The sequence below is a fragment of the Winslowiella toletana genome, assembly GCF_032164335.1.
GTDB classification, from domain to species: Bacteria; Pseudomonadota; Gammaproteobacteria; order Enterobacterales; family Enterobacteriaceae; genus Erwinia; species Erwinia toletana_A.
Genome location: NZ_CP134152.1, coordinates 956,547 through 981,013 on the forward strand (window position 1 = coordinate 956,547; position 24,467 = coordinate 981,013).

A 24,467-nucleotide genomic window follows, 5' to 3' on the forward strand; every position below is an offset into this window, starting at 1 on the left:
GAAATATGAAGGGACAAAGTCGCCTCGATCAGATTATGGATTATCTGAAAAGTCATAATCTGGTCACTGTTGAACAGCTGGTTGCCGCGATTTCTGCATCGCCAGCCACTATTCGTCGTGACCTGATTAAGCTGGACCAGGAAGGGGTGATCAGTCGAACGCATGGCGGGGTGACGCTGAATCGCTTTATTCCGGCGCAGCCGACCACCATGGAGAAGTTGCAGCGTAACCTGATTGAAAAGCAGGCCATTGCCCATACCGCCGCCAGCTTTGTTAAAGCCGGTGATGCGGTAGTGCTGGATGCCGGTACGACTATGCTGGAGCTGGCGCGTCAGCTGACCCATCTGCCGTTACGCGTGATTACCGCCGATCTGCATATCGCGCTGTTTCTCTCTGAATTCAAACAGATCGAAGTGACTATCATCGGTGGCCGCATTGATGATTCCAGCCAGTCCTGTATTGGCGATCATGGGCGTCGCCTGTTACGCAATATTTATCCGGATATCGCCTTTGTCAGCTGTAACTCCTGGAGTCTGGAGAAAGGCATCACCACGCCAACGGAAGAGAAAGCCGGGTTAAAACAGGATCTGCTGATCAACTCACGGCGGCGCGTGTTGTTGGCAGACAGTAGTAAGTACGGCTCCTGGTCGCTGTTTTGCGTTTCACCGTTGCAGACCCTGACCGATATTGTGACCGACAAGCATCTGGAAGCGGATATCCGAGAGGAGCTCGATGCGCAGGCATTTCAGCTGACGCTGACCAGCTGACCAGGCGCGCAGGTGTGATACGACGTCCGATGCCTGCGCTGCTGTTCTGATTAATCACTAATCAGCGGCAGAGACTGGCAAATCTCAAAAAAACTCTGCGGTATATAATTGCTGATTTTATTATCGTGACAATATTCCACAATGCCCCGTTTGCAGTTGACCCCGGCTTTTTTATAGATACTTTGGGTGATATTACACACCGTTCGTGGCGATAAGTGCAGCTTGCTTGCAATCTCCATGCTGGAAAAAGCGTGCAGAATGTAAAACAGCACCTCCCATTCACGCTTACTGAATAGTGGCGAGGGAGGAGTGAATACCAGCGATTCGGGTAACTTGATCTTATTCAGGCTGGTCAGGATCAGATTGTCTACTGGCCTGCCATGAAAAATCGTTCCCTGGCAAACACCGTGTTCATCAATCAGCGGATACTTATCGAAAAACCACGGTTGCAGCCACGGTCTATTTTCAAAGGGGTGGATTTCTATTGAGGTCACACGGTCGAGCAGACGCTCGACCATACGGTCGTGATTCTGGAAGGCATCCTGAAAATCGGCGGTTGGGGCGGGCAGATCGCCATCCAGCCTGCCCTCAACCGAATATTGTGCCGGCAGTGCCAGTAAGCTGTAATATTTTTTATTGGCGTAAATAAATCTTGATTGGTTATCTTTCGCTCCCCAGGGCTCACAACTTGTTTCCCAAAAGCGAATTAACATCTGCAACGAATCCTTTAACGTTGTGCTCATTGCGATCCTTGCTCCATGACTGTCTTTTGCCGTACAGGGAATTACTCGGTGAGCAGCTCAGAGGCATCTATCTGCTGTTCCGGTTGATCCTTTTCCCGGACGCGCCGGCGAATCAGCCTGCCTTTAGGATCAAAAAAGCGACTTGGCCAGATTTCCTGCGGCGGAATACCAATGGCATTGGCAATGATGATTTCACCTCGCGGCCAGGGGCGAATCAGGGTATTGCCCAGCGTGCTGGCTGATAAGCCATTCTCGCGTGAGAGTCGTGCCAGTGAACCTTTCGCTTTGCGCACGGCAGCCAGAATATCCTGCCGGTGCCAGTCATGTTTAGCCGTTCTGACGTCCATATTTATTCCTCTTCCTGAAAAGATTTTTTTCTGAGGGCGATCTTTCCTCGATCGGTTTACGGTTGCTGTCACTCATGATAGCGTTTGTTGAGAGATCTTTTATTAAAGTTAATGTGATTTAATATCGATTTTTAGCTGACGTCTAGTTCAATAATTACTCTATCTGGAGAAGGAAGGGGCGCTATGATCATTTTTTCTGATTTCGCTGATGGAAAAGCGAGTAAAGATGCGTTAGTGGGAATTTCAATTACGCCAATGATTAACAAGCCGGGACTGAATGCTTATGGCACTACGCTGAAAAGTGGGGAACGGATAGGCTGCCACAGCCATGCTGAAGGAGAAGAGTGGTATGTCATGCTGTCAGGCGAGGGAGAGATATGGACGGCGGATGTGGTTGATAATAATCTGACAGACATCAGGACCGATAAAATCAGTAAGGGATCCGTTTTCTGTATTTATCCTGATACCGCGCATCAACTGCTGGCGAAAACCGATATCGAATTAATCTTTTTGTGTCCTGAGTCACATTTAACTACCGATCGGACATTATTTGCGGATTTAATTAATTAACTTGTGAATAATAACAACTCTACTCATTCACCCTCTCCCAACAACAGGAGAGGGTAAAAGAATTAAAGAGTTTTTAATCCTACCAGCGGAATATTTCGCGCATAGTAAATTTCACGCATCTCTTTCCACAGCAAATCGGTGATACGTTTGTGCTCTTGCGCTGACAAATCTTCCGGTTTGGTGTTAAACAGATAGTGTTTGAGATCGAACTCTTTCAGTAACATCTTGGTATGAAACATGTTTTCCTGATAGACATTGACATCCATCATGTCATACATCGACTTCATATCTTCCGACATAAAGTTCTGAATCGAGTTAATCTCATGATCGATAAAGTGTTTCACCCCGTTCACATCACGGGTAAAGCCGCGTACGCGATAATCGATGGTGACGATATCGGACTCCAGCTGGTGGATCAGATAGTTCAGCGCTTTAAGTGGTGAAATGACGCCGCAGGTTGAGACTTCAATATCGGCACGGAAGGTGCACAGTCCACCCTCGGGATGACTCTCCGGATAGGTATGGACGCAGATATGGCTCTTATCCAGATGCGCAACCACCGAATTAGGCAGCGGGCCAGGATGCTCGGAGTTATCGATATCACGCGGATCAATCGGCTCTTCACTCACCAGAATGGTGACGCTGGCACCCTGAGGTTCGTAATCCTGACGAGCGATATTCAGCACATTCGCGCCAATTATCGAGCAGGTTTCGCTCAAAATTTCAGTCAGACGATTGGCGTTGTATTGCTCATCAATATAGGCAATGTATCCGTCGCGCTCTGCAGCGGTATTCGCATAGCAAATATCATAGATACAAAAACTCAGGCTTTTTGTCAGGTTGTTGAAGCCATGTAGTTTCAGCTTTTGCAATTTAGTTCACCCCCTTATAAATGCCTGGTCAGCTTGCGTCTGACAGTGCATTCAGCAGATATTGTGGCAGGGCAAAGCTGCCAGTATGGATTGCCGAATTATAATAACGGCAGGTTAAACCCGCTGCATCAAGACGTGCTTGCAGCGTTGCGCTATCGAGCTGGCGCAAAGCGGGATTGTCGCTCGCCCAGGCAAAGGTCATGATGCCGCCGTAGTAAGTCGGTATCGCTGCCTGATAGAAACTGACATCGCTAAAATAATGACCCAATTTACGATGGCTGTTAATTGCCTCATCCTGTTGCAGGAAGCAAACGCCATTCTGCGCCACGAAGATGCCATTTTCATTAAGGCAGCGGTGGCAACCAGCATAAAATTCAGAGGTAAATAAACTTTCGCCAGGACCGATAGGATCGGTACAGTCGGAGATAATCACATCAAATTTTTCACTGGATTGATTAACGAAGTTAACGCCGTCATCAATTACCAGCTTAAAACGCGGGTCCTCATAGGCTCCGGCACTGTGATTCGGCAGATATTGCTTACAGAAGTTAACCACACCCGCGTCGATTTCGACCATGGTTATCTGCTCGATATTTTTATGACGGCTGACTTCGCGCAGCATTGCGCCATCGCCACCACCAATAATCAGCACCTTCTTTGCCGCACCGTGCGCCAGCAGAGGCACATGGGTCATCATTTCATGATAAATAAACTCATCGCGTTCGGTAGTTTGTACCACGCCGTCAAGCGCCATAACGCGACCCAGCGCTGCATTTTCAAAGATAATCAGATCCTGATGTTCGGTCTTTTCTCGATACAGTTCTTTATCGACAGAGAAGTACTGTCCGAAACCGGCATGAAGCGTTTCATACCACATTTCATTTTGGGCCATGGTGGGATCTCCAAAGTAATAGCCATGAAAAATGGGCGGCACATGATAGCTAACTCTGACCGTGGTTGCACGGTCAAATATTCAACAGAAAGGCAATGGCGGCGGGCTATTTCACGTAGGCAAGCAGGCTGAGAGAGTCACGCGCCAGAGATTTACACTTTTTGTCATTAGTGATGGCAATACCGCTCAGATCGCGGTAGCTATCCTCGCCAAGCGCTTTCATGTTGTAACTGGCGTAATTGGTTAAATCCCAACGGTTTTGTTGGGCAAAAAACATCAATGCTTTGCGAATCTGCGCATCAGGTAAATCCTGATAGCCGCAGTCATTTTTCAGATAGACAAAAACCGCAGTTAAATCAGCCAGATCTTCGGCTTCCGATTCGCTCAGAGCAAAGCTGGTGGAGGAGAAGCCAAGAAGCCCGGTAAGTAACAGGACCTTGATGCTTTTCTTCATAATTCGTCTCATAAAGTTGCAATTAACTGACGTTAGCACAGTTAGACTCAGCGTTCAGGCAATTTTAGCCACTAAATCTGTTCAACAGCCAATTTCATCCGTTTATGACACTATGGTCAGTCTGATTAAACTTGACCTTACCGCCGGGTGAAGGTTTAAGCTGCGCGATAACTTTTTGACTATAAAGGATGCGATGATGTTACGCCGTGATTTTCTCAAGCTGAGTGCCACACTCAGTGCTGCCGGTGCGCTGCCGCTCTGGAGTCGTTCGCTGATGGCGGCAACGCGCCCGATGCTGCCTGTTCCTGAGTTGCTGAGTGCCGACCCGCGTGGGGAGGTCACCTTAACCGCCCAAAGTGGTTTTTCGCTGTGGAATGGCAAGAAAGTGCCAAGCTGGGGCTATAACGGCAATCTGCTGGGGCCGGCGCTGCAACTTGAGCGCGGTAAACCGATTAGCGTAAATATCGATAACAAGCTGCCGCAGGCCACTACCGTGCACTGGCATGGGCTGGAAGTGCCGGGAGCCGTCGACGGTGGCCCGCATGCGCGAATCGAGCCGGGCCAGCAGCGCACGGTCAGCTTCACTCCCGATCAGCCCGCGGCAACCTGCTGGTTTCATCCACATCAACACGGACAGACTGGCTATCAGGTCGCGCAGGGACTGGCAGGGCTGGTGATTCTGAAAGATAAAGACAGTGAAGCACTGTTACTGCCTAAACTGTGGGGAATCGACGACATTCCACTGATTTTGCAGGATAAGCAACTGAGCGCCGACGGCAGTAAGATTGATTATCAGCTGGATGTCATGCGTGCGGCGGTAGGCTGGTTCGGCAATCTGATGCTGACTAACGGCGTACAGTATCCGCAGCATGCGGTGCCGCGCGGCTGGTTGCGCCTGCGCTTACTCAACGGCTGTAATGCCCGTTCGTTAACTATTGCTACCAGCGATCATCGTCCGCTGTATGTTATTGCCAGCGACGGAGGATTGTTAAGCGAACCGGTTAAAATCACTGAGCTATCGATGCTGCCGGGTGAACGCTTTGAAGTACTGGTTGATACCAAAGACGGTAAACCTTTCGATCTGGTGACGTTACCGGTGCGACAAATGGGCATGACATTGACGCCTTTCGATCAGCCGCTGCCGTTGTTAAACGTTATGCCACTGAATATCCAGGCCAGCGGTGAGCTGCCGGATAAGCTGGTGGATATGCCCGTGCTGCCTGCGGTGGAAGGCATCACCAATCGCTGGTTACAACTGATGATGGATCCGCAACTCGACAAGCTGGGTATGCAGGCGCTGATGCGCAAATACGGTAATAAAGCGATGGCCGGAATGGGCATGGATGCGCATCACGGCACAGATGACGCAGGATCTGCCGCCAGCCACGATCACAGCGCAATGCCGGTGAAAGAGAGTGATAAACAGGAAGCGGCGTATGACTTCCGTAATGGCAATAAAATCAACGGAATGCCATTTGATATGCATAAGCCGATGTTCGCTGCCAAATTAGGTGATTATGAAAAGTGGACAATTTCAGGTGAGGGCGACGCCATGCTGCATCCTTTCCATATTCATGGCACTCAGTTTCGAATCCTGTCTGAAAATGGTAAGCCGCCACAGCCGCACCGCAGCGGCTGGAAAGACACGGTGCGGGTTGAAGGCTGGCGTAGCGAGGTGCTGGTGCGCTTTAACTATGTCGCCAATGCTGAAAATGCCTATATGGCGCATTGTCATCTGCTGGAACATGAAGATACCGGAATGATGCTTGGGTTTACCGTCAGTTAACGTATAGTCTATTTTGCCCTTTATTAAGACGACGCTCTCAAAATATCGTCAGGATTAATAAAGGGTTTTCTTTATATAATTTTGAATTAAATATCGGCACTGCTTTATTTAACTTTCGTTTATGGTAAGTCTTATTTATGTGTTTTATTATCATTCCACCTGTAAGAATGTTTAACACGCTAACTAATAAGCTTGCAAGGCTAATAATATGGGTGTGGTATTCTGACAGGGCTATTTATTATTAACTCTATACGGAAATTATCGATGACTTTTGCAAGGGTTATTACTTTTACCTTGTTGCGTTAATAACGATAATTGTCAATTAAGACAGAGAAGGAAAGGATCCCAATGATGAAACATATTATTCCATCGTTGTTACTGACGATCGGGATTACTGGTGCCTCTTCAGCCAGTAGCTCCACAACAGAAATGTGGCGAGAGCCACAGCCGATGGTCAAAGAAGGAAAGCATTACAGTCTGATTATAGATCGTGGGGAGTTGCAAAAAGCGCTCAGGACTACAAAAAATGAATATCTGTTTTCCGAAAAAGGAGCTGGCGTTAAACCGCTGATTCTGGTGGGTACGCCAGTAGAAATTACCGAGTTTCTGCTTAAAAATGAAACTCGGGGTATTGAAAACGATATCACTGAATTGCCCGATATCTATATGGGGATCACTAAATATGTCCCGGGAAAGCGTTTTATCGGTTTATTTCCATTGAATGACTTACTGATAACGGCGGTGGAACAGATCCAGAAGTTTCATCCCGGTAGCATCGTTACGGATGCCGCGGGTATTCCGGGTGATCTCAAAGGGCTGTATGAAACTCTGGAAAAGCTACCGGAGAACCAAAAAGAGAGCGGTCAGATTCTTTATATAAAGTTCAGTTATCTGCCGGAGGATGGGATGACGAAAATCGGCAGTAAAACCATTAGTTTCAGCAATATCCTGAAAAAAATGCAGCAAACATCCTGACGTCATTCTGCCTGACGGCTATTCCGCTCGCGGCTTTATGCCGCGAGCGGATAGTGACAGGAATCAGGCAAGTTCCAGCGCCAGACGCAAATCCTCTATCAAATCATCTTTATTCTCAATACCAATCGACAGGCGAATGGTCGATGCGCTGATACCAATACGATCACGTACTTCAACCGGCACCCCGGAGTGGGTGGTGCTGGCCGGGTGACTGGCGAGAGACTCCGTGCCGCCGAGGCTGACTGCCAGCTTAAACAGCTGTAGTGCATTGAGGAAACGGAATGACGCCGCCTGACCGCCGCGTAAATCGAAAGAAAAGGTCGAACCTGCGCCACTGCACTGGCGGCTGAAGGTTTTACCGGCAGCTGACTGTGGATCAAGGAATGAGAGATAATGAATATTTTCTACTTTGGCGTGGTCGCGCAAAAAAGTCGCCACCGCTTCGGCATTGCTGTTAGCACGTTCCATGCGCAATGACAGCGTTTCCAGAGAACGTCCTATCATCCAGCAAGAGTGTGGATCAAGCTGGGTACCGATAGCTCCACGCAGCGATTTTATCTGACCGACCAGCTTTTTGCTGCCGAGTACCGCGCCAGCAATCAGATCCGAATGGCCGCCAACATATTTGGTCAGTGAGTAGATGGAGAGATCGGCACCGTGCTCAAGTGGGCGCTGAAACACCGGGCCCAGCAGGGTGTTGTCGCAGGCGATAATCGGGCGATAACCCTGCTGCTGCGCGATATTATCAGCAACGCGGCTAATCATCGCCACATCAACCAGACTGTTGGTCGGATTGGCCGGTGACTCAATCAGAATCACGGCAACCCGGCCCTTTTTGACCGCTTCATCCGCTGCCGCCTGCACTGACGCCTGATTGACGCCGTCGGAGAAGCCGACGCTGGCAACATTGAGATTGCTGAAGGTTTTACTCAGCAGGGTTTCGGTGCCGCCATACAACGGCTGCGAGTGCAGGATGACATCGCCCGGTTTTACCAGCGCCAGTAAGGTTGTGGAAATCGCAGACATTCCTGATGAGAACAGCGCGCCGCTTTCAGTGCGTTCATAGACCGCCAGCCGATCTTCAACAATCTCACTGTTGGGATGATTAAAACGCGAATAAACCAGCCCTGATGAACTGCCAGCCGGGGGTTCACGGCGGCCGGAAACATAATCGAAGAAATCACGCCCGTCTTCAGCGGTGTTAAACACAAAGGTTGAGGTCAGGAACACCGGCGGTTTAACCGCGCCTTCGGACAGCGCTGGATCATAGCCATAATTCAGCATCTGCGTTTCAGGCTGCAGTTCACGATTGCCGAGGTGGGTTTTTTTAGAGTGTGAAGAAGTCATTCGGTCTCCTGCCATGGCGGCATGTGTTAACTCGATATTTTGAGCATAAGCTAGCATGCAGGAGAAGTGACTGATAAATGAATTAATGGTCTAAGTTTAAAACCATTTTCACAATTTAATGTTATTTTTTATGGTTTTAGCAGTCCATCCATCTGGATGGCGCATCCGGCATCTCTGATCAATTGCCGTTGCGCAACAGCATGCTTCAGCGCTGAAATGTGATAGACTGCCTCGCTTTCCTGACGCAACCAATCTGAATGCTATGAAACATACTGTAGAAGTGATGATCTCCGAAGCTGAGATCAAATCCCGCATTGCCGAACTGGGCAAACAAATCTCTGAACATTACCGTGACAGCGGTAGCGATATGGTGCTGGTTGGCCTGCTACGTGGTTCATTTATGTTTATGGCCGATCTGTGCCGTACCATTGATGTCCCTCATGAGGTCGATTTTATGACCGCTTCCAGCTATGGCAGCGGCATGTCGACCACCCGTGATGTGAAAATCCTGAAGGATCTCGACGAAGATATTCGCGGTAAGGATGTGCTGATTGTTGAGGATATTATCGATTCAGGTAATACGCTGAGCAAAGTCCGCGAAATCCTTAGCCTGCGTGCGCCAAAGTCATTGGCTATCTGTACGCTGCTGGATAAACCGGAACGCCGTGAAGTGACGGTAGACGTCGAATACGTCGGCTTTTCCATTCCTGATGAGTTTGTTGTGGGTTACGGCATCGATTATGCCCAGCGTTATCGCCATCTGCCGTATGTCGGGAAAGTGGTGATTCTGGAGCAGTAATTCTCTCCGCTGGCGTAAGGCACACAGCATTATCTGGCAAGGCCGGACCAGCCGGCCTGTTATACCCTTCACCGTTGACGTTACAGTCGCCCCCTGATGGAAAAATTGGTGTCAGCAGGGGCTCGCCGGGTTGTTCAGCAGGTTGGAAATACCGTGGCGATAGCGCTGCTCAAGGATTTCGCGACTGGCGGCGGTGACTTCAAGGTCTCGCAGATAGCCATCGTGAATACCATAGACCCAGCCATGAATAGTGACTTGCTGGCCGCGCTTCCATGCCGACTGCATAATAGTGGAGTGTCCCAGGTTGTAGACCTGTTCGATGACGTTGATTTCACACAATTTATCAAAACGCTTTTCTGGCGGCAGTTCACCCAGCAATAGGCTATGTTTGTACCACAGGTCGCGGATGTGCAGCAGCCAGTTGTCGATCAAACCCAGTTCAGGGTTGTCAACTGCGGCTTCCACGCCGCCGCAGCCATAGTGGCCGCAGATAATGATGTGTTCAACTTCCAGCACTTCGACGGCGTACTGCACCACCGACAGACAGTTTAAATCGGTATGGATAACCAGATTCGCGACGTTGCGATGCACAAACAGTTCGCCAGGCTCAAGCCCGGTAAGACGTTCGGCAGGAACGCGGCTGTCAGAGCAACCAATCCAGAGAAAACGTGGTTTTTGCGCGTCGGCAAGTCGCTCGAAGAATCCTGGATCTTCTTCTACCAGCAGCCTGGACCATTGGCGATTGTTGCTGATAAGGGTATCTATGTCTTTCATGAAGTTATACGACCTGTAACAAGTCAAAGCGCGTTGCCGTACTATAGGGCAACGCCATAAGATTTAAAACGGCAAACAAGAAACCAAACAAAACAGGGTACGCTTTTACCTATGACTTATGCACTGGAACTTGAAAAACTGGCCAAGACCTATCCCGGCGGCGTTCAGGCGCTGAAAGGCATCGATCTTAATGTTGAAGCCGGTGATTTCTATGCGCTGCTCGGCCCGAACGGAGCCGGTAAATCCACCACCATTGGCATTATCAGTTCACTGGTCAACAAAACTGCCGGCAAAGTGCGGGTATTTGGTTATGACCTGCAACACGATATGGTCAATGCGAAACGCCAGCTCGGCCTGGTGCCGCAGGAATTTAACTTCAACCCCTTTGAGACGGTGATGCAAATCGTCGTCAATCAGGCGGGTTACTACGGTGTTGAGAAACCGGAAGCGATCAAGCGCGCAGAAAAATACCTGAAGCAGCTCGATTTATGGGAAAAGCGCAACGAACGTGCGCGGATGTTATCCGGCGGTATGAAGCGCCGACTGATGATTGCCCGTGCGCTGATGCATGAACCGAAGCTATTGATCCTTGATGAGCCGACCGCCGGCGTAGATATTGAACTGCGCCGTTCGATGTGGGTGTTTCTCAAAGATCTTAATGCTAAAGGCACCACCATTATTTTGACTACTCACTATCTGGAAGAAGCTGAGATGCTGTGCCGCAATATCGGCATTATTCAGAGCGGCGAGCTGGTGGAAAATACCTCAATGAAAGGGCTGCTGTCCAAGCTGAAATCCGAGACCTTTATTCTCGATCTGGCGCCGAAAAGCCCGCTGCCACAGCTGGATGGTTTCCAGTACCGGCTGGTTGATACTTCAACGCTGGAGGTGGAAGTGATGCGTGAGCAAGGGCTGAACAGCGTATTTAGTCAGCTTAGCGCGCAGGGTATTCAGGTGCTGAGTATGCGTAATAAAGCGAACCGACTGGAAGAGCTGTTTGTTGGCCTGACGCAGGGCAAGAAAGGAGAGAAGGCATGACACATTTGTACTGGGTAGCGCTGAAGAGCATCTGGGGTAAAGAGATTAACCGTTTCGCGCGTATCTGGATTCAGACGCTGGTGCCGCCGGTGATTACCATGACCCTCTACTTTATTATTTTCGGTAATCTGATCGGCTCACGTATTGGTGAGATGCATGGCTTCACCTATATGCAGTTTATCGTGCCCGGACTGATTATGATGGCGGTTATCACCAATGCTTACGCCAACGTCGCCTCGTCGTTTTTCAGCTCGAAGTTCCAGCGTAATATTGAAGAGCTGCTGGTCGCCCCGGTGCCGACGCATATTATTATCGCCGGCTATGTGGGTGGTGGTGTGGCACGCGGAATTTGCGTTGGGGTACTGGTGACGGCGATTTCGCTATTTTTTGTGCCTTTCCACGTTCATTCATGGTGGATGGTTGCCGTGACGCTGTTACTGACCGCGATTCTGTTTTCACTGGCTGGCCTGCTGAATGCGGTATTTGCGCGTACCTTCGACGATATCAGCCTGATTCCAACCTTTGTACTGACGCCGCTGACCTATCTGGGTGGGGTATTTTATTCGCTAACGCTGTTACCGCCGTTCTGGCAGGCAGTGTCGAAGCTGAACCCTATCGTGTATATGATCAGTGGTTTCCGTTATGGCTTCCTCGGTATTAACGATGTGCCATTGGTGTTTACCCTGTCGGTATTGATCGCCTTTATCGTGGTATTTTATGCGGTAGTCTGGGCATTGATTCAGCGCGGGCGCGGATTGCGTACTTAACGGTTTCAGATTTGGGCGGCGATAATGGACTGCCGCCCGCAGAGAGCATCAGGCAACCTGAACCGGTACTGCCTTTGCCAGACGCTTCATTTCATTATCACCTTCAAAGTAAGCAACTTTAGGTTGCCACTCGCGGGCTTGTTCATCTGACATCTGCACGTAAGAACAGATGATCAGTAAATCACCTGCGCAGGCACAGCGCGCTGCCGCGCCGTTAACCGAGATGATTTTTGAACCACGTTCGGCGGCGATGGCGTAAGTTGAGAAACGCTGGCCGTTATTAACGTTGTAGATATCGATCGCTTCATATTGAAGAATACCTGAAGCATCGAGGAAATCCTGATCGATGGCGCAGGAGCCTTCATAGTGCAAATCGGCCTGGGTCACTTTTACCCGGTGTAGCTTGCCTTGCAACATGGTGCGTACCATAACTCTGTTACCTTTGAGCATCTCATCAAAAAACGAACGACAGTATCTGTCGAACGCTGTGCCTTGTCTACTGCGTCAGATCAACCTGTTGGTTATCTATCAGGCGGGCATTGCCCAGCCATGCCGCCATCAGAATGACCGCACGCTGACTCTCGGTATCCAGTGGCAATAGCGTCTCTGCGTCACAAATCGCCAGGCCATCGGGACGGAAGCCTTTTTCCTCCAACTCTGTTTCAGCAGCGGCGATCAACTCTTCCACATGGCGCTCACCATTAGACAGCTTTTCGCCAATGCTGTTCATCACTTTACTTAGCGCCGGCGCCTGTTTGCGCTGGTCGGCGGTCAGATAACCGTTGCGTGAACTCAAAGCCAGCCCGTCTTTGGCACGCACCGTTGCGACCCCAACAATATCGATATCGTAGCCCATATCGGCCACCATCTTACGAATCAGGGCCAGCTGTTGGTAATCTTTTTCACCGAAGCAGGCGAGGTCTGGCTGCACCAGATTAAACAGCTTGCTGACCACCGTCGAGACGCCACGGAAATGGCCCGGGCGGCTGGCGCCTTCCAGCAGTGAAGAAAGGCCGGGAACTTCAACGAAGGTTTGCGTGTCCAGCCCGGCAGGATAGATATCGGCAGGGGACGGAGAAAACACCAGGTCTACGCCACGACGATTAAGCTTTTCGCAATCTTCCTGCAAGGTGCGCGGATAACGCGCCAGATCGTCGGCGCGCTCAAACTGCATCGGATTAACGAAAATACTCGCGACCACGATATCCGCGCGCGCGCGCGCTTCATCAACCAGCGTCATATGACCATCATGTAAATTGCCCATGGTTGGCACCAGCGCGATACGTTTTCCTTCCTGGCGCCAGCGACGAATCTCACGACGCAACATCGGCAACGTTTCAATAATCAGCACAGACTTTCTCCTGGTTTATTGGAAACTGTGTTCTTCTGCGGGATAGCTCCCGGCCTCAACTTCTGTAATATACTGACGAACGGCGCTACGAATATCGCCGCTGTCTGACAGAAAGTTTTTCGCGAATTTAGGAATATGTCCACCGGTAATCGCAAATGCGTCATGCATCACCAGGATCTGGCCGTCGGTAACATTGCCTGCGCCGATGCCAATCACCGGTATAGTCAGCGCCTCGGTGACGCGTTTGGCCAGCGTCACCGGCACACACTCCAGCACCAGCAGCTGTGCGCCTGCGGACTCTAATGCCAGCGCATCTTCCAGCAGACGATCGGCATCCGCCGCTTCGCGACCCTGAATTTTGTAGCCGCCGAAGATATTTACCGACTGCGGCGTTAACCCCAGATGACCACATACCGGCACTGCGCGTTCTGTCAGCTGTGCAACCGTATCAGCCAACCACTTGCCGCCTTCCAGTTTGACCATGTTGGCACCGGCACGCATCAGCTGTGCAGCATTGTCAAAGGTCTGTTCTGGGGTGGCATAGCTCATAAACGGCAGGTCGGAAAGCAGCAATATGTTCGGCGCACCGCGGCGCACCGCCTGAGTGTGGTAAACGATATCGGCGACGGTCACCGGCAGCGTTGAATCATGGCCCTGGACGGTCATTCCCAGCGAGTCACCCACCAACATGACCTGAATGCCTTCGTCAGCAAACAGTTTGGCAAAGCTGTAGTCATAAGCGGTAATCGAAGCGAATTTGCGGCCTGCCTGTTTCCACTGGCGCAATTGAGAAATACTGGTCGGTTTCATAACGGCCTCTCAGGAGGAAATTTCAGATGGCCGAAGTGTAATGGATCGCGAATCACAGAGGAACGTTTATCCGGTGGATGAAACGGCGGGGTGGTGGATTTTTATACTAAAATGACGCGCTACCAGCGCTGAATGTCTCGACTGTCGAGCAGGGCCAGCCGGCTGGCGACAGATTCACCGTCGGGAAAATGCAGTCCGGCAGCGATTTCCGCCAGTGGCAGCAGCATAAACGCACGGTTTTTCATATCGTAATGCGGTACGGTTAAGCGCTCGCTGTGGATCGTCAAATCGCCAAACAGCAGAATGTCGAGATCCAGCGTGCGCGGTCCCCAGCGCTGCTCTTTGCGTACCCGGCCCTGTTCCAGTTCGATACGCTGAGTGTGATCAAGCAGCGCCTCGGGTGCCAGCGTGGTCTCGAGAGCAATCACCGCATTAAGATAGTCGGGCTGATCGGCAGGGCCGTAAGGCGGAGTGCGATAGAGCGAAGAGGTGGCAATCAGCTGACTTTCAGGGATCGCCGCCAGTGCATCAAGCGCATTTTGCACCTGATGCAGCGGATCGGCGAGATTGCTGCCTAACGCGATATAGACGCGGGTCATGCGTTGCTGTTGCCGTCACGACGCGGTGCTGTACCCGGCGTGCGTTTACGCGGGCGGCGAGTGCGACGGCGTGGCACCGGATCGTCACCCAGCGTGTTCAGCATGGTTTTTTGCTGCGGTGGTGCGGCAACCTGGAACTCGCTCCACCAGGTAGAAAGGCGTTGCAGCTCGTGGTTATTTTCGACTTCAGCACGCAGCGCCAGCAGATCGTAAGCCGCACGGAATTTCGGATGCTCCATCAGCTTCCACGCGCGTTTGCCGTGGCGGCGTGACAGCCGCAGCTGCAATTGCCAGATATCGCGAATCAGCGTGGTGATGCGTTTTGGAATCGCCAGCGCACGGCAGGCTTCATCCAGCACGTCATTCATCGCCAGCGCAAAGGCGTCGTAGTAGGCCAGACCGCTTTCCTGGGCAATTTTCTGCGCGGCTTCAAGCTGCGGGTACCAGAACATGGCGGCAAACAGAAACGCCGGGTTAACGCGCATCTGATTGTGAATGCGGTTATCGGTATTTTTCAGTACCTGAACCACCATCCGCTCCATCGGGCTGTCACCCTGCTCGGTGAAGTAGCGGGTGATGATCGGGAACAGCGGCTGGAACAGTTGGTATTCGCGCAGTTGCAGATAGGTACTGTAACCGTAACCCGCTTGCAGCAGCTTTAACGTCTCTTCAAACAGACGTGCTGGCGGGATGTCCTGCAACAGCGTAGCGAGGCGGGGAATCGGCTCGGCGGTTTCGGCGGCAATGCTCATATCAAGCTTGGCGGAGAAACGCACCACGCGCAGCATGCGCACCGGATCCTCGCGATAACGCGTTTCCGGATCGCCGATCAGGCGAATAATGCCCTGTTGCAGATCGTTCAGGCCGCCAACGTAATCACGGACGGTGAAATCTGCCACGCTGTAATACAGGCTGTTGATGGTCAGATCGCGGCGCTGGGCGTCATCTTCGATCGAACCAAAAATATTGTCGCGCAGCAGCATGCCGTTCTGGCCGCGCTGGGAATTGTTGCGATCGTCCTGCTGCTCTTCAGCCAGGTGATGGCCACGGAAAGTGGCGACTTCAATCACTTCCGGACCAAACATCACGTGTGCCAGGCGGAAGCGGCGACCGACCAGACGGCAGTTGCGGAACAGCTTACGCATCTGTTCCGGGGTGGCGTTGGTGGTCACGTCAAAATCTTTCGGCTTTTTACCCAGCAGTAAATCGCGCACGCCGCCACCGACCAGATAGGCTTCATAACCGGCTTTATTCAGGCGATAGAGTACTTTGAGGGCATTTTCGCTGATGTCTTTCCGCGAGATATTATGGCGATCGCGTGGGATAATCGTCATATGACGAACTTCCTCGACCACAGTTGGCGCCTCATCTTCGCGACTCAGGACTTTTCGGCAAAAATTAGCAACTCGGGTAAAAATGGGACACCTCGATAGTGACTAAGAAACTTGGGTGGTAAAAACAGCGGCTAATCATAGCTTAGTGAGAACCATTTGAGAATGCTGATGTCATTCCAATGCTTCCTGCTGCGTCCTGACGTGGGATTTTTGTGAGATCCCACTGCTGGATTGCCTGTTTTAAGAGTGCATCCAGTGAATCATCCTGCCAGCCGATTGGCTGCGGCTGACCGAGAAACTGCAGAGCGCGCACCAGTACCGGTCGCGCATCGCCTTTCGCTAGCGCCGGCGCATGATTCTGCTTCGATAATTTATTGCCATCGCTATTCAGCACCAGCGGTAAATGCAGGTAGCCCGGCACCGGCCAGCCAAACTGTTGATACAGCGCAATCTGACGTACCGTCGGCTCAATTAAATCGGCACCCCGCACAATTTCCGTGATGCCCTGAAAATGGTCGTCGACCACCACCGCCAGATTATAGGCGAACAGGCCATCACGGCGATGAATGATAAAATCTTCCATCGCCAGCGCACGGTCGGCAATGATATTGCCACGCAGACCATCATAAAACTCGGTGACTGGCGCATGCTGACGTAAACGCAGGGCAGCATTTTCTGCGCCAAGCTGCAGGTCACGACAATGGCCGTCGTAATGCCCACCGGTTTGCTGAATGCGACGACGGGTGCAGCGGCACCAGTAACTTTGCTGATGCTGGCGTAACCAGCTGAGCGCTGCGCGATAGGCATCGTGGCGCTGTGACTGCCACAGCACATCGCCGTCCCAGTTCAGGCCGTAATGTTCCAGCTGACGTAAAATCTGTTGTGCAGCGCCGGGAATTTCACGTGGCGGATCGATATCTTCGATGCGCACTCGCCATTGACCCTGCTGCGCACGCGCCTGCAGATAACTGCCGAGGGCAGCAATCAGTGAGCCGAAGTGTAATTCACCGGAAGGAGAGGGGGCAAAGCGCCCAATATAGGATGATGGCATGATAGTCAGATACGGTGAGCAGTGAAGCGGGAGCATCGATTTGTCCCTGCTTCACTGCAACATCCGCGCGCCGTTAACCGGCCATTTGTTTCTCGCGAATTTCCGCCAGCGTTTTGCAGTCAATGCAAAGATCGGCAGTAGGACGCGCTTCAAGGCGACGGATACCAATTTCAACGCCACATGAATCACAGTAGCCGAAATCGTCGTCTTCAACCTTTTTCAGCGTCTTTTCGATCTTTTTGATCAGCTTACGCTCACGGTCGCGGTTACGCAGTTCAAGACTGAACTCTTCTTCCTGAGCGGCACGATCAACCGGATCCGGGAAGTTAGCAGCTTCGTCCTGCATATGAGTTACTGTACGGTCTACTTCATCCCTGAGTTGATTGCGCCACGCTTCAAGAATCTTCTTGAAGTGCTCCAGCTGGGCTTCGTTCATATACTCTTCGCCCGGCTTCTCCTGATATGGCTCCACCCCAGCGATGGCGAGAATACTCAGGGACGATGTTTTACGGTTTTGCCCTTCTTGCATGTTGTTTCTCCTGGATAACACGCACTATCGATCCCCAGTGGGGAAAAAAACAGGCCGCTATAAATAACAGAAGCGATTAAGGTTGGCAATTATTCCTGAACAAGTCTTGACAAGCCTGTGAGTAAAAGCGTATTTAGCACACCGCCAGCAACGATCCTGTCACAGCAAATTGCACCAAATATTATAGCGTTACTTCGAGAGACTGTTGCAGACTTAATCCGGTTGTTGAGAACTGCGCCTTATAACAAATAATTTCTGTTCCACTCTGTTGTGCCTGTGCCAGTAGTTCCGCGTACTGCGCATCAATATGACGCGCCGGGGAAACGTCCTCAATCCCCGAGTGCAAAACGGCAAAAAACAGCACCGCACGTTCGCCATTTTCAGCGATCTTAGCCAGTTCGCGCAGGTGCTTCTGGCCACGTACGGTTACCGCATCCGGAAAATACCCTTTGCCCTTGTCCAAGAGCGTAACGGATTTCACTTCAATATAGCAGTTTCGGCGATTATCTGCCTGTAACAGAAAATCTATTCGACTGCGTTCTGCACCATACTTCACCTCAGCCTGTATCGAGCTATAACCGGTGAGTGACGCGACGATATCCGCCTGTATCGCTTCGCGCACCAGTTGGTTTGCTCGCAGCGTGTTCACGCAAATCCAGTGGCCCTGCTGAGTCTGCGTCAGCTCCCAGCTGTGCGGATATTTACGCGTCAGGCTGTCGGAGGTGGAATACCATACGGTATCCCCTGGCGTGGCGCAGCCGGTCATCGCGCCGGTATTGGCGCAGTGAATGGTCAGGGTTTCACCTTGTGGCGTGATGACATCAGCCAGAAAACGTTTATAGCGCTTAATCAGGCGTGCGGGCTGCAGCGCCGGGAAAAATTCCATGGTTAATCCTGTTCAGGCGGTCAGCGGCCAGCTTTCCACGATGTTGTAACGGGTACGGCCCTGGCTAAAGGTCGACTGCCATAAAGAAAATTCTGTGACGTCGAACTGCCAGTGAAAATTACGCGGCGGCATCGCTACCGGGCGCGTGGCATTGCGCAACAGACTGATATGCGGATGAAACGGCAGCGGGCTTTGGTAACAACCGCTGCGTGCCGCCTGTGAACGTAACAGTTCTGCCAGTTGCACCAGACCACGGGGTGACTGGCGTGGACCAAGCCACACTACGCCGGGACGCGGCCAGTGTCCGGCATCATCAATCGCCAGGCTGAACGGCGGCTGACGAATGCGCCCGGCCAGACGGCTGATAGACGTGGCTTTTTCTGCGCTGATTTCGCCAAGAAATGCCAGTGTCAGATGCAGGTTGGCGGCGGCCACCGGACGACCCGCCTCCGCGTCAAAGGCCGTGGCGCGCCAGGCAATAATTTCCTGCTGTATCGTCGGCGGCAAACCGATGCCGAAGAATAAACGGCGCATGGACATGGCACCTCCGGTAATGAGTGCGGTTGAATGCTACAATGCCTGCCATTATATACCCGTCATCCTTCAGGCTGCATTTGTGTTGGCTATAAGACCACGTTATTACGGAGTTTTCCTGTGAGTTCATTACCGGTCAGTGCGGTACTGCCGCAGCTGTTAGCCGCACTACAGCAGGCACCGCAGGTGTTACTGGTCGCCCCTACCGGCGCGGGTAAATCCACCTGGCTGCCGCTGCAAATTCTGCATCAGACGGATTTTAGCGGGCGCATTTTGCTGCTGGAACCGCGGCGACTGGCGGCGCGCAATGTGGCACAGCGGTTGGCCGAACAGCTAAATCAGCAGCCGGGTGAAACCGTGGGTTACCGCATGCGTGCGGAAACGCGGGTTGGCCCAAAGACCCGGCTGGAGGTGGTTACCGAAGGGATTCTCAGCCGGATGTTGCAGCAGGATCCGATGCTGGAAGGGGTCTCGCTGGTTATTCTTGATGAATTTCACGAGCGCAGCTTGCAGGCCGATCTGGCACTGGCGCTGCTGCTCGATGTACAACAAGGTTTACGCGACGACTTAAAAATTCTGCTGATGTCAGCCACCCTCGACAATCAGCGGCTCAGCGCGCTGTTACCCGATGCTCCGGTGATTATCTCTGAGGGCCGCAGTTTCCCGGTAGAGCGGCGCTATGTCGCACTGGCAACTCATCTGCGCTTTGACGATGCGGTGGCGCGGGAGGTCACGCAGCTCCTGCGTGATGAAAGTGGATCGCTGTTGCTGTTTTTACCCGGGGTTGGCGAGATCCAGCGCATCAAAACGCTGCTGGAAGAGCGGGTAAGCCGTGATGTCGATCTCTGCCCGCTGTACGGTGCTTTACCGTTGAGCGAGCAGCAGCGCGCGATCCTGCCTGCCGCAGCGGGGCGGCGCAAAGTGGTGCTGGCAACTAATATCGCTGAAACCAGTTTAACCATCGAAGGTATCCGGCTGGTGGTAGATAGCGGGCTGGAGCGGATGGCCAGTTTTGATCTGCGCAGCGGGCTGACCCGTTTACAGACGCAGCGCATCAGCCAGGCATCAATGACCCAGCGTGCCGGACGCGCAGGACGGCTTGAACCCGGCCTGTGTCTGCATCTGTTGGGTAAAGAGCAGGCAGAGCGCGCGGCAACGCACGGCGACGCTGAAATATTGCAAAGCGATCTGTCGGCGTTATGGCTCGATGTATTGCAGTGGGGCTGTAATGATATTGATCAGCTGAACTGGCTCGATCGCCCGCCTGAACCTGCTTTGCGTGCGGCGGCGCGATTATTGCAACAGCTCGGTGCCACTGATCAACAGGGCAGGCTGAATGAGAAAGGGCGCAAGATGGCGCAGCTTGGCAGCGATCCGCGGCTGGCGGCACTGTTGATTGATGCCGGCAGTTCCGCTGAGCAGATCGCGACAGCGGCGCTGTTGGTGGCGATTCTCGAAGAGCCGCCGCGTCACGGCAGCGGCGATTTGCGTGACTGTTTTCAGCGCGTGCAGCCGCACTGGCAGCGGCGTGCCCGTCAGTTACAAAAGCGACTGGGTGCCCGCGATGCGCCAGCAAACATCGACGCTATTGCGCCATTACTGATGGCGGCTTTTCCCGATCGCCTGGCACGACGTCGCGGCCAGCATGGGCGCTATCAGTTAGCGAACGGCATTGGCGCGTTGCTGGATGACGATCACGCGCTGACGCGCTACGAATGGCTGATTGCTCCGCTGCTGTTACAGGGCAGCCTGCAAGCCGATGCGCGCATTTTACACGCTTTGCCGGTTGAGATTGATTTACTGATCCGCCAGTGTCCTGAGCGGGTTGAGTCAGTCACCGCAGTAGAGTGGGATGAAGAGAAAGGCACGCTACGCGCCTGGCGACGTGAGCAGATTGGCTCACTGATACTGAAAGCGCAGCCGCAGGCCCGGCCTGAACCCGAGGAGCTGCATCCGGCGATGCTGAACTGGATTCGTGAAAAAGGTCTCAGCGTGCTCAACTGGACGCCGGATGCGCAGCAGCTGCGGATGCGTTTAGCCTGTGCCGCTCAGTGGCTGCCGCAAGAATCCTGGCTGGCCTGCGATGATCAAAGCCTGCTCGACTCGCTGGAGCGCTGGTTGTTGCCAGTGATGACCGGCGTACGCGATCTGAAAGGGCTGCGCAACATCAATCTGGCCAACGCATTATTACAATTACTGACATGGTCTCAGCGTCAGCGGCTGGATACTGTGCTGCCAACTCATTACACTGTGCCGACCGGAAGTCGGCTGCCATTACGCTATGATGCAGTTTTACCGCCGGTGCTGGCGGTGCGCCTGCAGGAGATGTTTGGTGAGGCGCAAAATCCCTGCGTTGCCGAAGGGCGTGTGCCACTGGTGCTGGAGCTGTTGTCTCCCGCTCAGCGACCGCTGCAAATTACCCGCGATTTAGCGGGCTTCTGGCGCGGTGCTTATCCGCAGGTGCAGAAAGAGATGAAAGGGCGCTATCCAAAACATCTGTGGCCGGACGATCCAGCCAATACGCTACCCACGCGTCGCGTCAAAAAGTTTTCCCCGCCGTCCTGAGCGGCCGTTTAAGAGTAGCTATTTCGGAAGGTTCCACTTTTCCGAAATGCAGAGTAAGAACAGAGTAGTCGGCCTTGCCGACGGCAATCCCTGGAGAAATGAAACGAATGTCTGGCAACGATCGCGAACCTATCGGGCGCAAAGGCAAACAGCCTAAACCGCCGCGTAAGCCGGCAAAAGGTCGCCGCAGGGAAGACGAATATAATGAAGATTACGAAGATTATCAGGATGATACTGATGATGACTACGAGGAGACAGAATCGGTGCCACGTAAAGCAAAAGGGCGTTCAGCACGTAAGAAAAGAGGCTGGCTGGGGTTAATTATCAAGCTGCTGCTGGTCATCATTGTGCTGATGGCGATTTACGGCGTCTGGCTCGACTCGCAAATTCGCAGCCGCATTGATGGCAAAGTCTGGCAGCTGCCGGCAACGGTTTATGGCCGTATGGTCAGCCTTGAACCGGGCATGTCCTATAACAAGCAGGAGATGGTAGCACTGCTTGAAGGCACGCAGTATCGTCAGGTTACGCGCATGACGCGTCCCGGCGAGTTTACCGTGCAGGGCAACAGCATTGAGATGATCCGTCGTCCGTTTGATTTTCCGGACAGTAAAGAGGGTCAGATTCGCGCACGTCTGTCATTCAGTAATGGCACGCTGAGCGAAATCAAGAACCTCGACAGTGGTCGTGATTTTGGCTTTTTCCGCCTCGATCCTCGTTTGATCACCATGCTGCAATCGCCAAACGGTGAACAGCGCCTGTTTGTTCCGCGCGCTGGCTTCCCGGATCTACTGGTTGATACGCTGGTCGCTACCGAAGACCGTCATTTCTATCAGCATGATGGCATCAGTTTCTACTCGATTGGCCGTGCATTTCTCGCCAATATTACCGCCGGTCGCGCGGTGCAGGGCGGCAGTACTCTGACGCAGCAGCTGGTGAAAAACCTGTTCCTGACCAACGAGCGTTCACTGTGGCGTAAGGCGAATGAAGCCTATATGGCGCTGATTATGGACGCGCGTTACAGCAAGGATCGTATCCTTGAGCTGTATCTTAACGAGGTGTACCTCGGGCAGAGTGGCAGCGATCAGATTCGCGGCTTCCCGCTGGCCAGTCTCTACTACTTTGGCCGTCCGGTGGATGAGCTGAGCCTCGATCAGCAGGCGCTGCTGGTGGGCATGGTAAAAGGGGCGTCGCTGTACAATCCATGGCGTAATCCTAAGCTGGCGTTGGAACGTCGTAACCTGGTACTGCGTTTGTTGCAGCAGCAGAAGGTTATCGACCAGGAGCTGTATGAAATGCTCAGCGCCCGTCCGCTCGGCGTGCAGCCGAAAGGCGGCGTAATTACTCCACAGCCAGCCTTTATGCAGATGGTGCGTAATGAACTGCAGCAGAAGCTGGGCGACAAGGTAAAAGATCTTTCCGGCGTGAAGATCTTCACCACGCTGGATTCCGTATCGCAGGACGCGGCGGAAAAAGCGGTGGAAGAGGGGATTCCGGCGTTGCGTAAACAACGCGGCGTGAAAGATCTTGAAACGGCGATGGTGATCGTTGATCGCTTCAGTGGCGAAGTTCGCGCGATGGTCGGCGGTGCCGATCCGCAGTATGCCGGTTACAACCGTGCGCTGCAGGCGCGCCGTTCTATCGGCTCGCTGGCCAAACCGGCGACCTATCTGACAGCATTAAGCCAGCCGGATAAATATCGCCTGAATACCTGGATTGCCGATCAGCCATTAGCGCTCAAACAGCCGAATGGTCAGGTCTGGAAGCCGCAGAATGACGATCGTCAGTTCAGTGGTCAGGTGATGCTGGTGGATGCGTTAACCCGTTCGATGAACGTGCCGACGGTAAACCTCGGCATGTCATTGGGCTTGCCGGCAGTGACCGAAACCTGGACCAAACTGGGTGTGCCGAAAGACCAGCTGCATCCGGTTCCGGCGATGCTGCTCGGCGCGTTGAACCTGACGCCGATTGAAGTCGCGCAGGCGTTCCAGACTATTGCCAGTGGCGGTAATCGTGCTCAGCTCTCGGCGTTGCGTTCAGTGATTGCTGAAGATGGCTCAGTGCTGTATCAAAGCTTCCCGCAGGCGGAGCGTACTGAACCGGCGCAGGCGGCTTATCTGACGCTGTACACTATGCAACAGGTTGCGGCGCGCGGAACCGCCCGTGCGCTTGGCGCGAAGTTCCCGAGTGCAAACCTTGCGGCGAAAACCGGTACGACCAACAATCAGGTCGACAGCTGGTTTGCCGGTATCGACGGTAAAGAAGTGGCGATTACCTGGATTGGTCGCGATAACAACCAGACGACGAAACTGTACGGTTCTTCCGGTGCGATGCAGATCTATCGTCACTACCTGGAAAATCAGGCACCGATGCCGCTTAGTCTGACGCCGCCGGAAGATATCGCCCCGATGAATATCGACTCTGCCGGTAATTTCGTCTGTGACACCGGTAGCAGCAACTGGCGTACGCTGCCGGTGTGGACCACCGATGCAAATGCGCTTTGCCAGCAGCAACAGCAGCAACTGCAGCAGGTTCAGCAGCAGCAGCAACAAGAACAGCAGCAACAGCAAGAGCAGAAAGACAGCGACGGCGTAGCCGGCTGGATTAAGGATATGTTCGGTAAATAGCGTTGATCGCGGTGGTGGAAACGCCACCTTTACCCTCACCCTCACTGAGGCGG

Annotated in this window: 25 protein-coding genes; 9 read left to right on the top strand and 16 right to left on the bottom strand. The window is 52.7% G+C overall.

The genetic code is table 11. The annotated features are described in order from the left end of the window. Nucleotides 1-5: 5 nt before the first annotated feature. On the top strand, nt 6-767 hold the full coding sequence (locus tag RIN69_RS04345; RefSeq protein WP_313855813.1) for a DeoR/GlpR family DNA-binding transcription regulator: 762 nt from the start codon (nt 6-8) through the stop codon (nt 765-767). 50 nt (nt 768-817) lie between these two features. Here RIN69_RS04345 and RIN69_RS04350 read toward each other — a convergent pair whose 3' ends face one another. Both RIN69_RS04350 and RIN69_RS04355 read right to left on the bottom strand, forming a co-directional pair. Further along, entirely contained in the window at nt 818-1,510 is a 693-nt protein-coding gene (locus RIN69_RS04350; protein WP_313855814.1) for a helix-turn-helix transcriptional regulator, read from the bottom strand. A 41-nt stretch (nt 1,511-1,551) separates the two neighbouring features. Next, nucleotides 1,552-1,857, bottom strand: a complete 306-nt coding sequence (locus RIN69_RS04355; protein ID WP_313855815.1) for a helix-turn-helix domain-containing protein — start codon at nt 1,855-1,857, stop codon at nt 1,552-1,554. Nucleotides 1,858-2,040: 183 nt separating this feature from the next. Between RIN69_RS04355 and RIN69_RS04360 the strand changes: the two genes are divergently transcribed. Next, complete coding sequence (locus RIN69_RS04360; protein WP_313855816.1) at nt 2,041-2,427, top strand: cupin domain-containing protein; 387 nt, start codon at nt 2,041-2,043, stop codon at nt 2,425-2,427. A gap of 62 nt (nt 2,428-2,489) precedes the next feature. On the opposite strand, the gene speD is transcribed toward RIN69_RS04360, so the two are convergent. The 3 genes from speD to RIN69_RS04375 all read right to left on the bottom strand — a co-directional run bounded on the left by speD (nt 2,490) and on the right by RIN69_RS04375 (nt 4,645). Next, nucleotides 2,490-3,299: an adenosylmethionine decarboxylase gene (speD, locus tag RIN69_RS04365; protein ID WP_313855817.1), complete on the bottom strand. Its 810-nt coding sequence runs from the start codon at nt 3,297-3,299 to the stop codon at nt 2,490-2,492. Nucleotides 3,300-3,327: 28 nt separating this feature from the next. After that, a complete protein-coding gene (gene speE / locus RIN69_RS04370; protein ID WP_313855819.1) occupies nt 3,328-4,191 on the bottom strand; it encodes a polyamine aminopropyltransferase in 864 nt (287 codons plus the stop codon). 106 nt (nt 4,192-4,297) lie between these two features. After that, the gene (locus tag RIN69_RS04375; protein WP_313855822.1) at nt 4,298-4,645 is read right to left on the bottom strand and encodes a YacC family pilotin-like protein; all 348 of its coding nucleotides are present in this window, start codon (nt 4,643-4,645) and stop codon (nt 4,298-4,300) included. Nucleotides 4,646-4,841: 196 nt separating this feature from the next. On the opposite strand from RIN69_RS04375, the gene cueO reads away from it, so the two are divergent. After that, nucleotides 4,842-6,431: a multicopper oxidase CueO gene (gene cueO / locus RIN69_RS04380; RefSeq protein WP_313857596.1), complete on the top strand. Its 1,590-nt coding sequence runs from the start codon at nt 4,842-4,844 to the stop codon at nt 6,429-6,431. A gap of 351 nt (nt 6,432-6,782) precedes the next feature. Further along, nucleotides 6,783-7,406, top strand: coding sequence for a hypothetical protein (locus RIN69_RS04385; protein ID WP_390902528.1), 624 nt, complete (start codon nt 6,783-6,785; stop codon nt 7,404-7,406). Nucleotides 7,407-7,469: 63 nt separating this feature from the next. On the opposite strand, the gene RIN69_RS04390 is transcribed toward RIN69_RS04385, so the two are convergent. Continuing rightward, nucleotides 7,470-8,753 (bottom strand): cystathionine gamma-synthase family protein, encoded by a 1,284-nt coding sequence (locus RIN69_RS04390; RefSeq protein ID WP_313855823.1) that lies wholly within the window; start codon nt 8,751-8,753, stop codon nt 7,470-7,472. Between the two features lie 262 nt (nt 8,754-9,015). On the opposite strand from RIN69_RS04390, the gene hpt reads away from it, so the two are divergent. Then, nucleotides 9,016-9,552 carry a hypoxanthine phosphoribosyltransferase gene (gene hpt / locus RIN69_RS04395; protein WP_313855824.1) on the top strand — a complete coding sequence of 179 codons (537 nt, stop codon included), beginning with the start codon at nt 9,016-9,018 and terminating at the stop codon, nt 9,550-9,552. 111 nt (nt 9,553-9,663) lie between these two features. Here hpt and can read toward each other — a convergent pair whose 3' ends face one another. Next, nucleotides 9,664-10,326, bottom strand: a complete 663-nt coding sequence (can, locus tag RIN69_RS04400; protein ID WP_313855825.1) for a carbonate dehydratase — start codon at nt 10,324-10,326, stop codon at nt 9,664-9,666. A gap of 111 nt (nt 10,327-10,437) precedes the next feature. Between can and RIN69_RS04405 the strand changes: the two genes are divergently transcribed. Continuing rightward, complete coding sequence (locus tag RIN69_RS04405) at nt 10,438-11,364, top strand: ABC transporter ATP-binding protein (RefSeq protein WP_313855827.1); 927 nt, start codon at nt 10,438-10,440, stop codon at nt 11,362-11,364. Beyond that, the gene (locus tag RIN69_RS04410) at nt 11,361-12,131 is read left to right on the top strand and encodes an ABC transporter permease (protein WP_313855828.1); all 771 of its coding nucleotides are present in this window, start codon (nt 11,361-11,363) and stop codon (nt 12,129-12,131) included. Before RIN69_RS04405 ends, RIN69_RS04410 begins: the two co-directional genes overlap by 4 nt. A 48-nt stretch (nt 12,132-12,179) precedes the next feature. On the opposite strand, the gene panD is transcribed toward RIN69_RS04410, so the two are convergent. From panD to thpR, 9 genes are all read right to left on the bottom strand, one after another. Next, nucleotides 12,180-12,560, bottom strand: a complete 381-nt coding sequence (panD, locus tag RIN69_RS04415) for an aspartate 1-decarboxylase (RefSeq protein ID WP_052901019.1) — start codon at nt 12,558-12,560, stop codon at nt 12,180-12,182. A gap of 67 nt (nt 12,561-12,627) precedes the next feature. Continuing rightward, a complete protein-coding gene (gene panC, locus RIN69_RS04420) occupies nt 12,628-13,482 on the bottom strand; it encodes a pantoate--beta-alanine ligase (protein ID WP_313855829.1) in 855 nt (284 codons plus the stop codon). Between the two features lie 15 nt (nt 13,483-13,497). Then, on the bottom strand, nt 13,498-14,292 hold the full coding sequence (panB, locus tag RIN69_RS04425) for a 3-methyl-2-oxobutanoate hydroxymethyltransferase (RefSeq protein ID WP_313855830.1): 795 nt from the start codon (nt 14,290-14,292) through the stop codon (nt 13,498-13,500). 119 nt (nt 14,293-14,411) lie between these two features. Further along, entirely contained in the window at nt 14,412-14,891 is a 480-nt protein-coding gene (gene folK, locus RIN69_RS04430; RefSeq protein ID WP_313855831.1) for a 2-amino-4-hydroxy-6-hydroxymethyldihydropteridine diphosphokinase, read from the bottom strand. After that, on the bottom strand, nt 14,888-16,309 hold the full coding sequence (pcnB, locus tag RIN69_RS04435) for a polynucleotide adenylyltransferase PcnB (protein ID WP_313857598.1): 1,422 nt from the start codon (nt 16,307-16,309) through the stop codon (nt 14,888-14,890). Before pcnB ends, folK begins: the two co-directional genes overlap by 4 nt. 58 nt (nt 16,310-16,367) lie before the next feature. After that, the gene (gluQRS, locus tag RIN69_RS04440; RefSeq protein ID WP_313857599.1) at nt 16,368-17,276 is read right to left on the bottom strand and encodes a tRNA glutamyl-Q(34) synthetase GluQRS; all 909 of its coding nucleotides are present in this window, start codon (nt 17,274-17,276) and stop codon (nt 16,368-16,370) included. Between the two features lie 73 nt (nt 17,277-17,349). Continuing rightward, on the bottom strand, nt 17,350-17,805 hold the full coding sequence (dksA, locus tag RIN69_RS04445) for an RNA polymerase-binding protein DksA (protein ID WP_017800386.1): 456 nt from the start codon (nt 17,803-17,805) through the stop codon (nt 17,350-17,352). Nucleotides 17,806-17,986: 181 nt separating this feature from the next. Beyond that, nucleotides 17,987-18,691: a DNA/RNA nuclease SfsA gene (gene sfsA, locus RIN69_RS04450; protein ID WP_313855832.1), complete on the bottom strand. Its 705-nt coding sequence runs from the start codon at nt 18,689-18,691 to the stop codon at nt 17,987-17,989. A 12-nt stretch (nt 18,692-18,703) separates the two neighbouring features. Then, on the bottom strand, nt 18,704-19,231 hold the full coding sequence (gene thpR / locus RIN69_RS04455) for an RNA 2',3'-cyclic phosphodiesterase (protein WP_313855833.1): 528 nt from the start codon (nt 19,229-19,231) through the stop codon (nt 18,704-18,706). A gap of 114 nt (nt 19,232-19,345) precedes the next feature. On the opposite strand from thpR, the gene hrpB reads away from it, so the two are divergent. Together hrpB and mrcB are read left to right on the top strand one after the other, a co-directional pair. Next, nucleotides 19,346-21,790: an ATP-dependent helicase HrpB gene (gene hrpB / locus RIN69_RS04460; RefSeq protein ID WP_313855834.1), complete on the top strand. Its 2,445-nt coding sequence runs from the start codon at nt 19,346-19,348 to the stop codon at nt 21,788-21,790. Nucleotides 21,791-21,897: 107 nt separating this feature from the next. Further along, entirely contained in the window at nt 21,898-24,414 is a 2,517-nt protein-coding gene (gene mrcB, locus RIN69_RS04465; protein WP_313857600.1) for a bifunctional glycosyl transferase/transpeptidase, read from the top strand. Nucleotides 24,415-24,467: the final 53 nt, after the last annotated feature.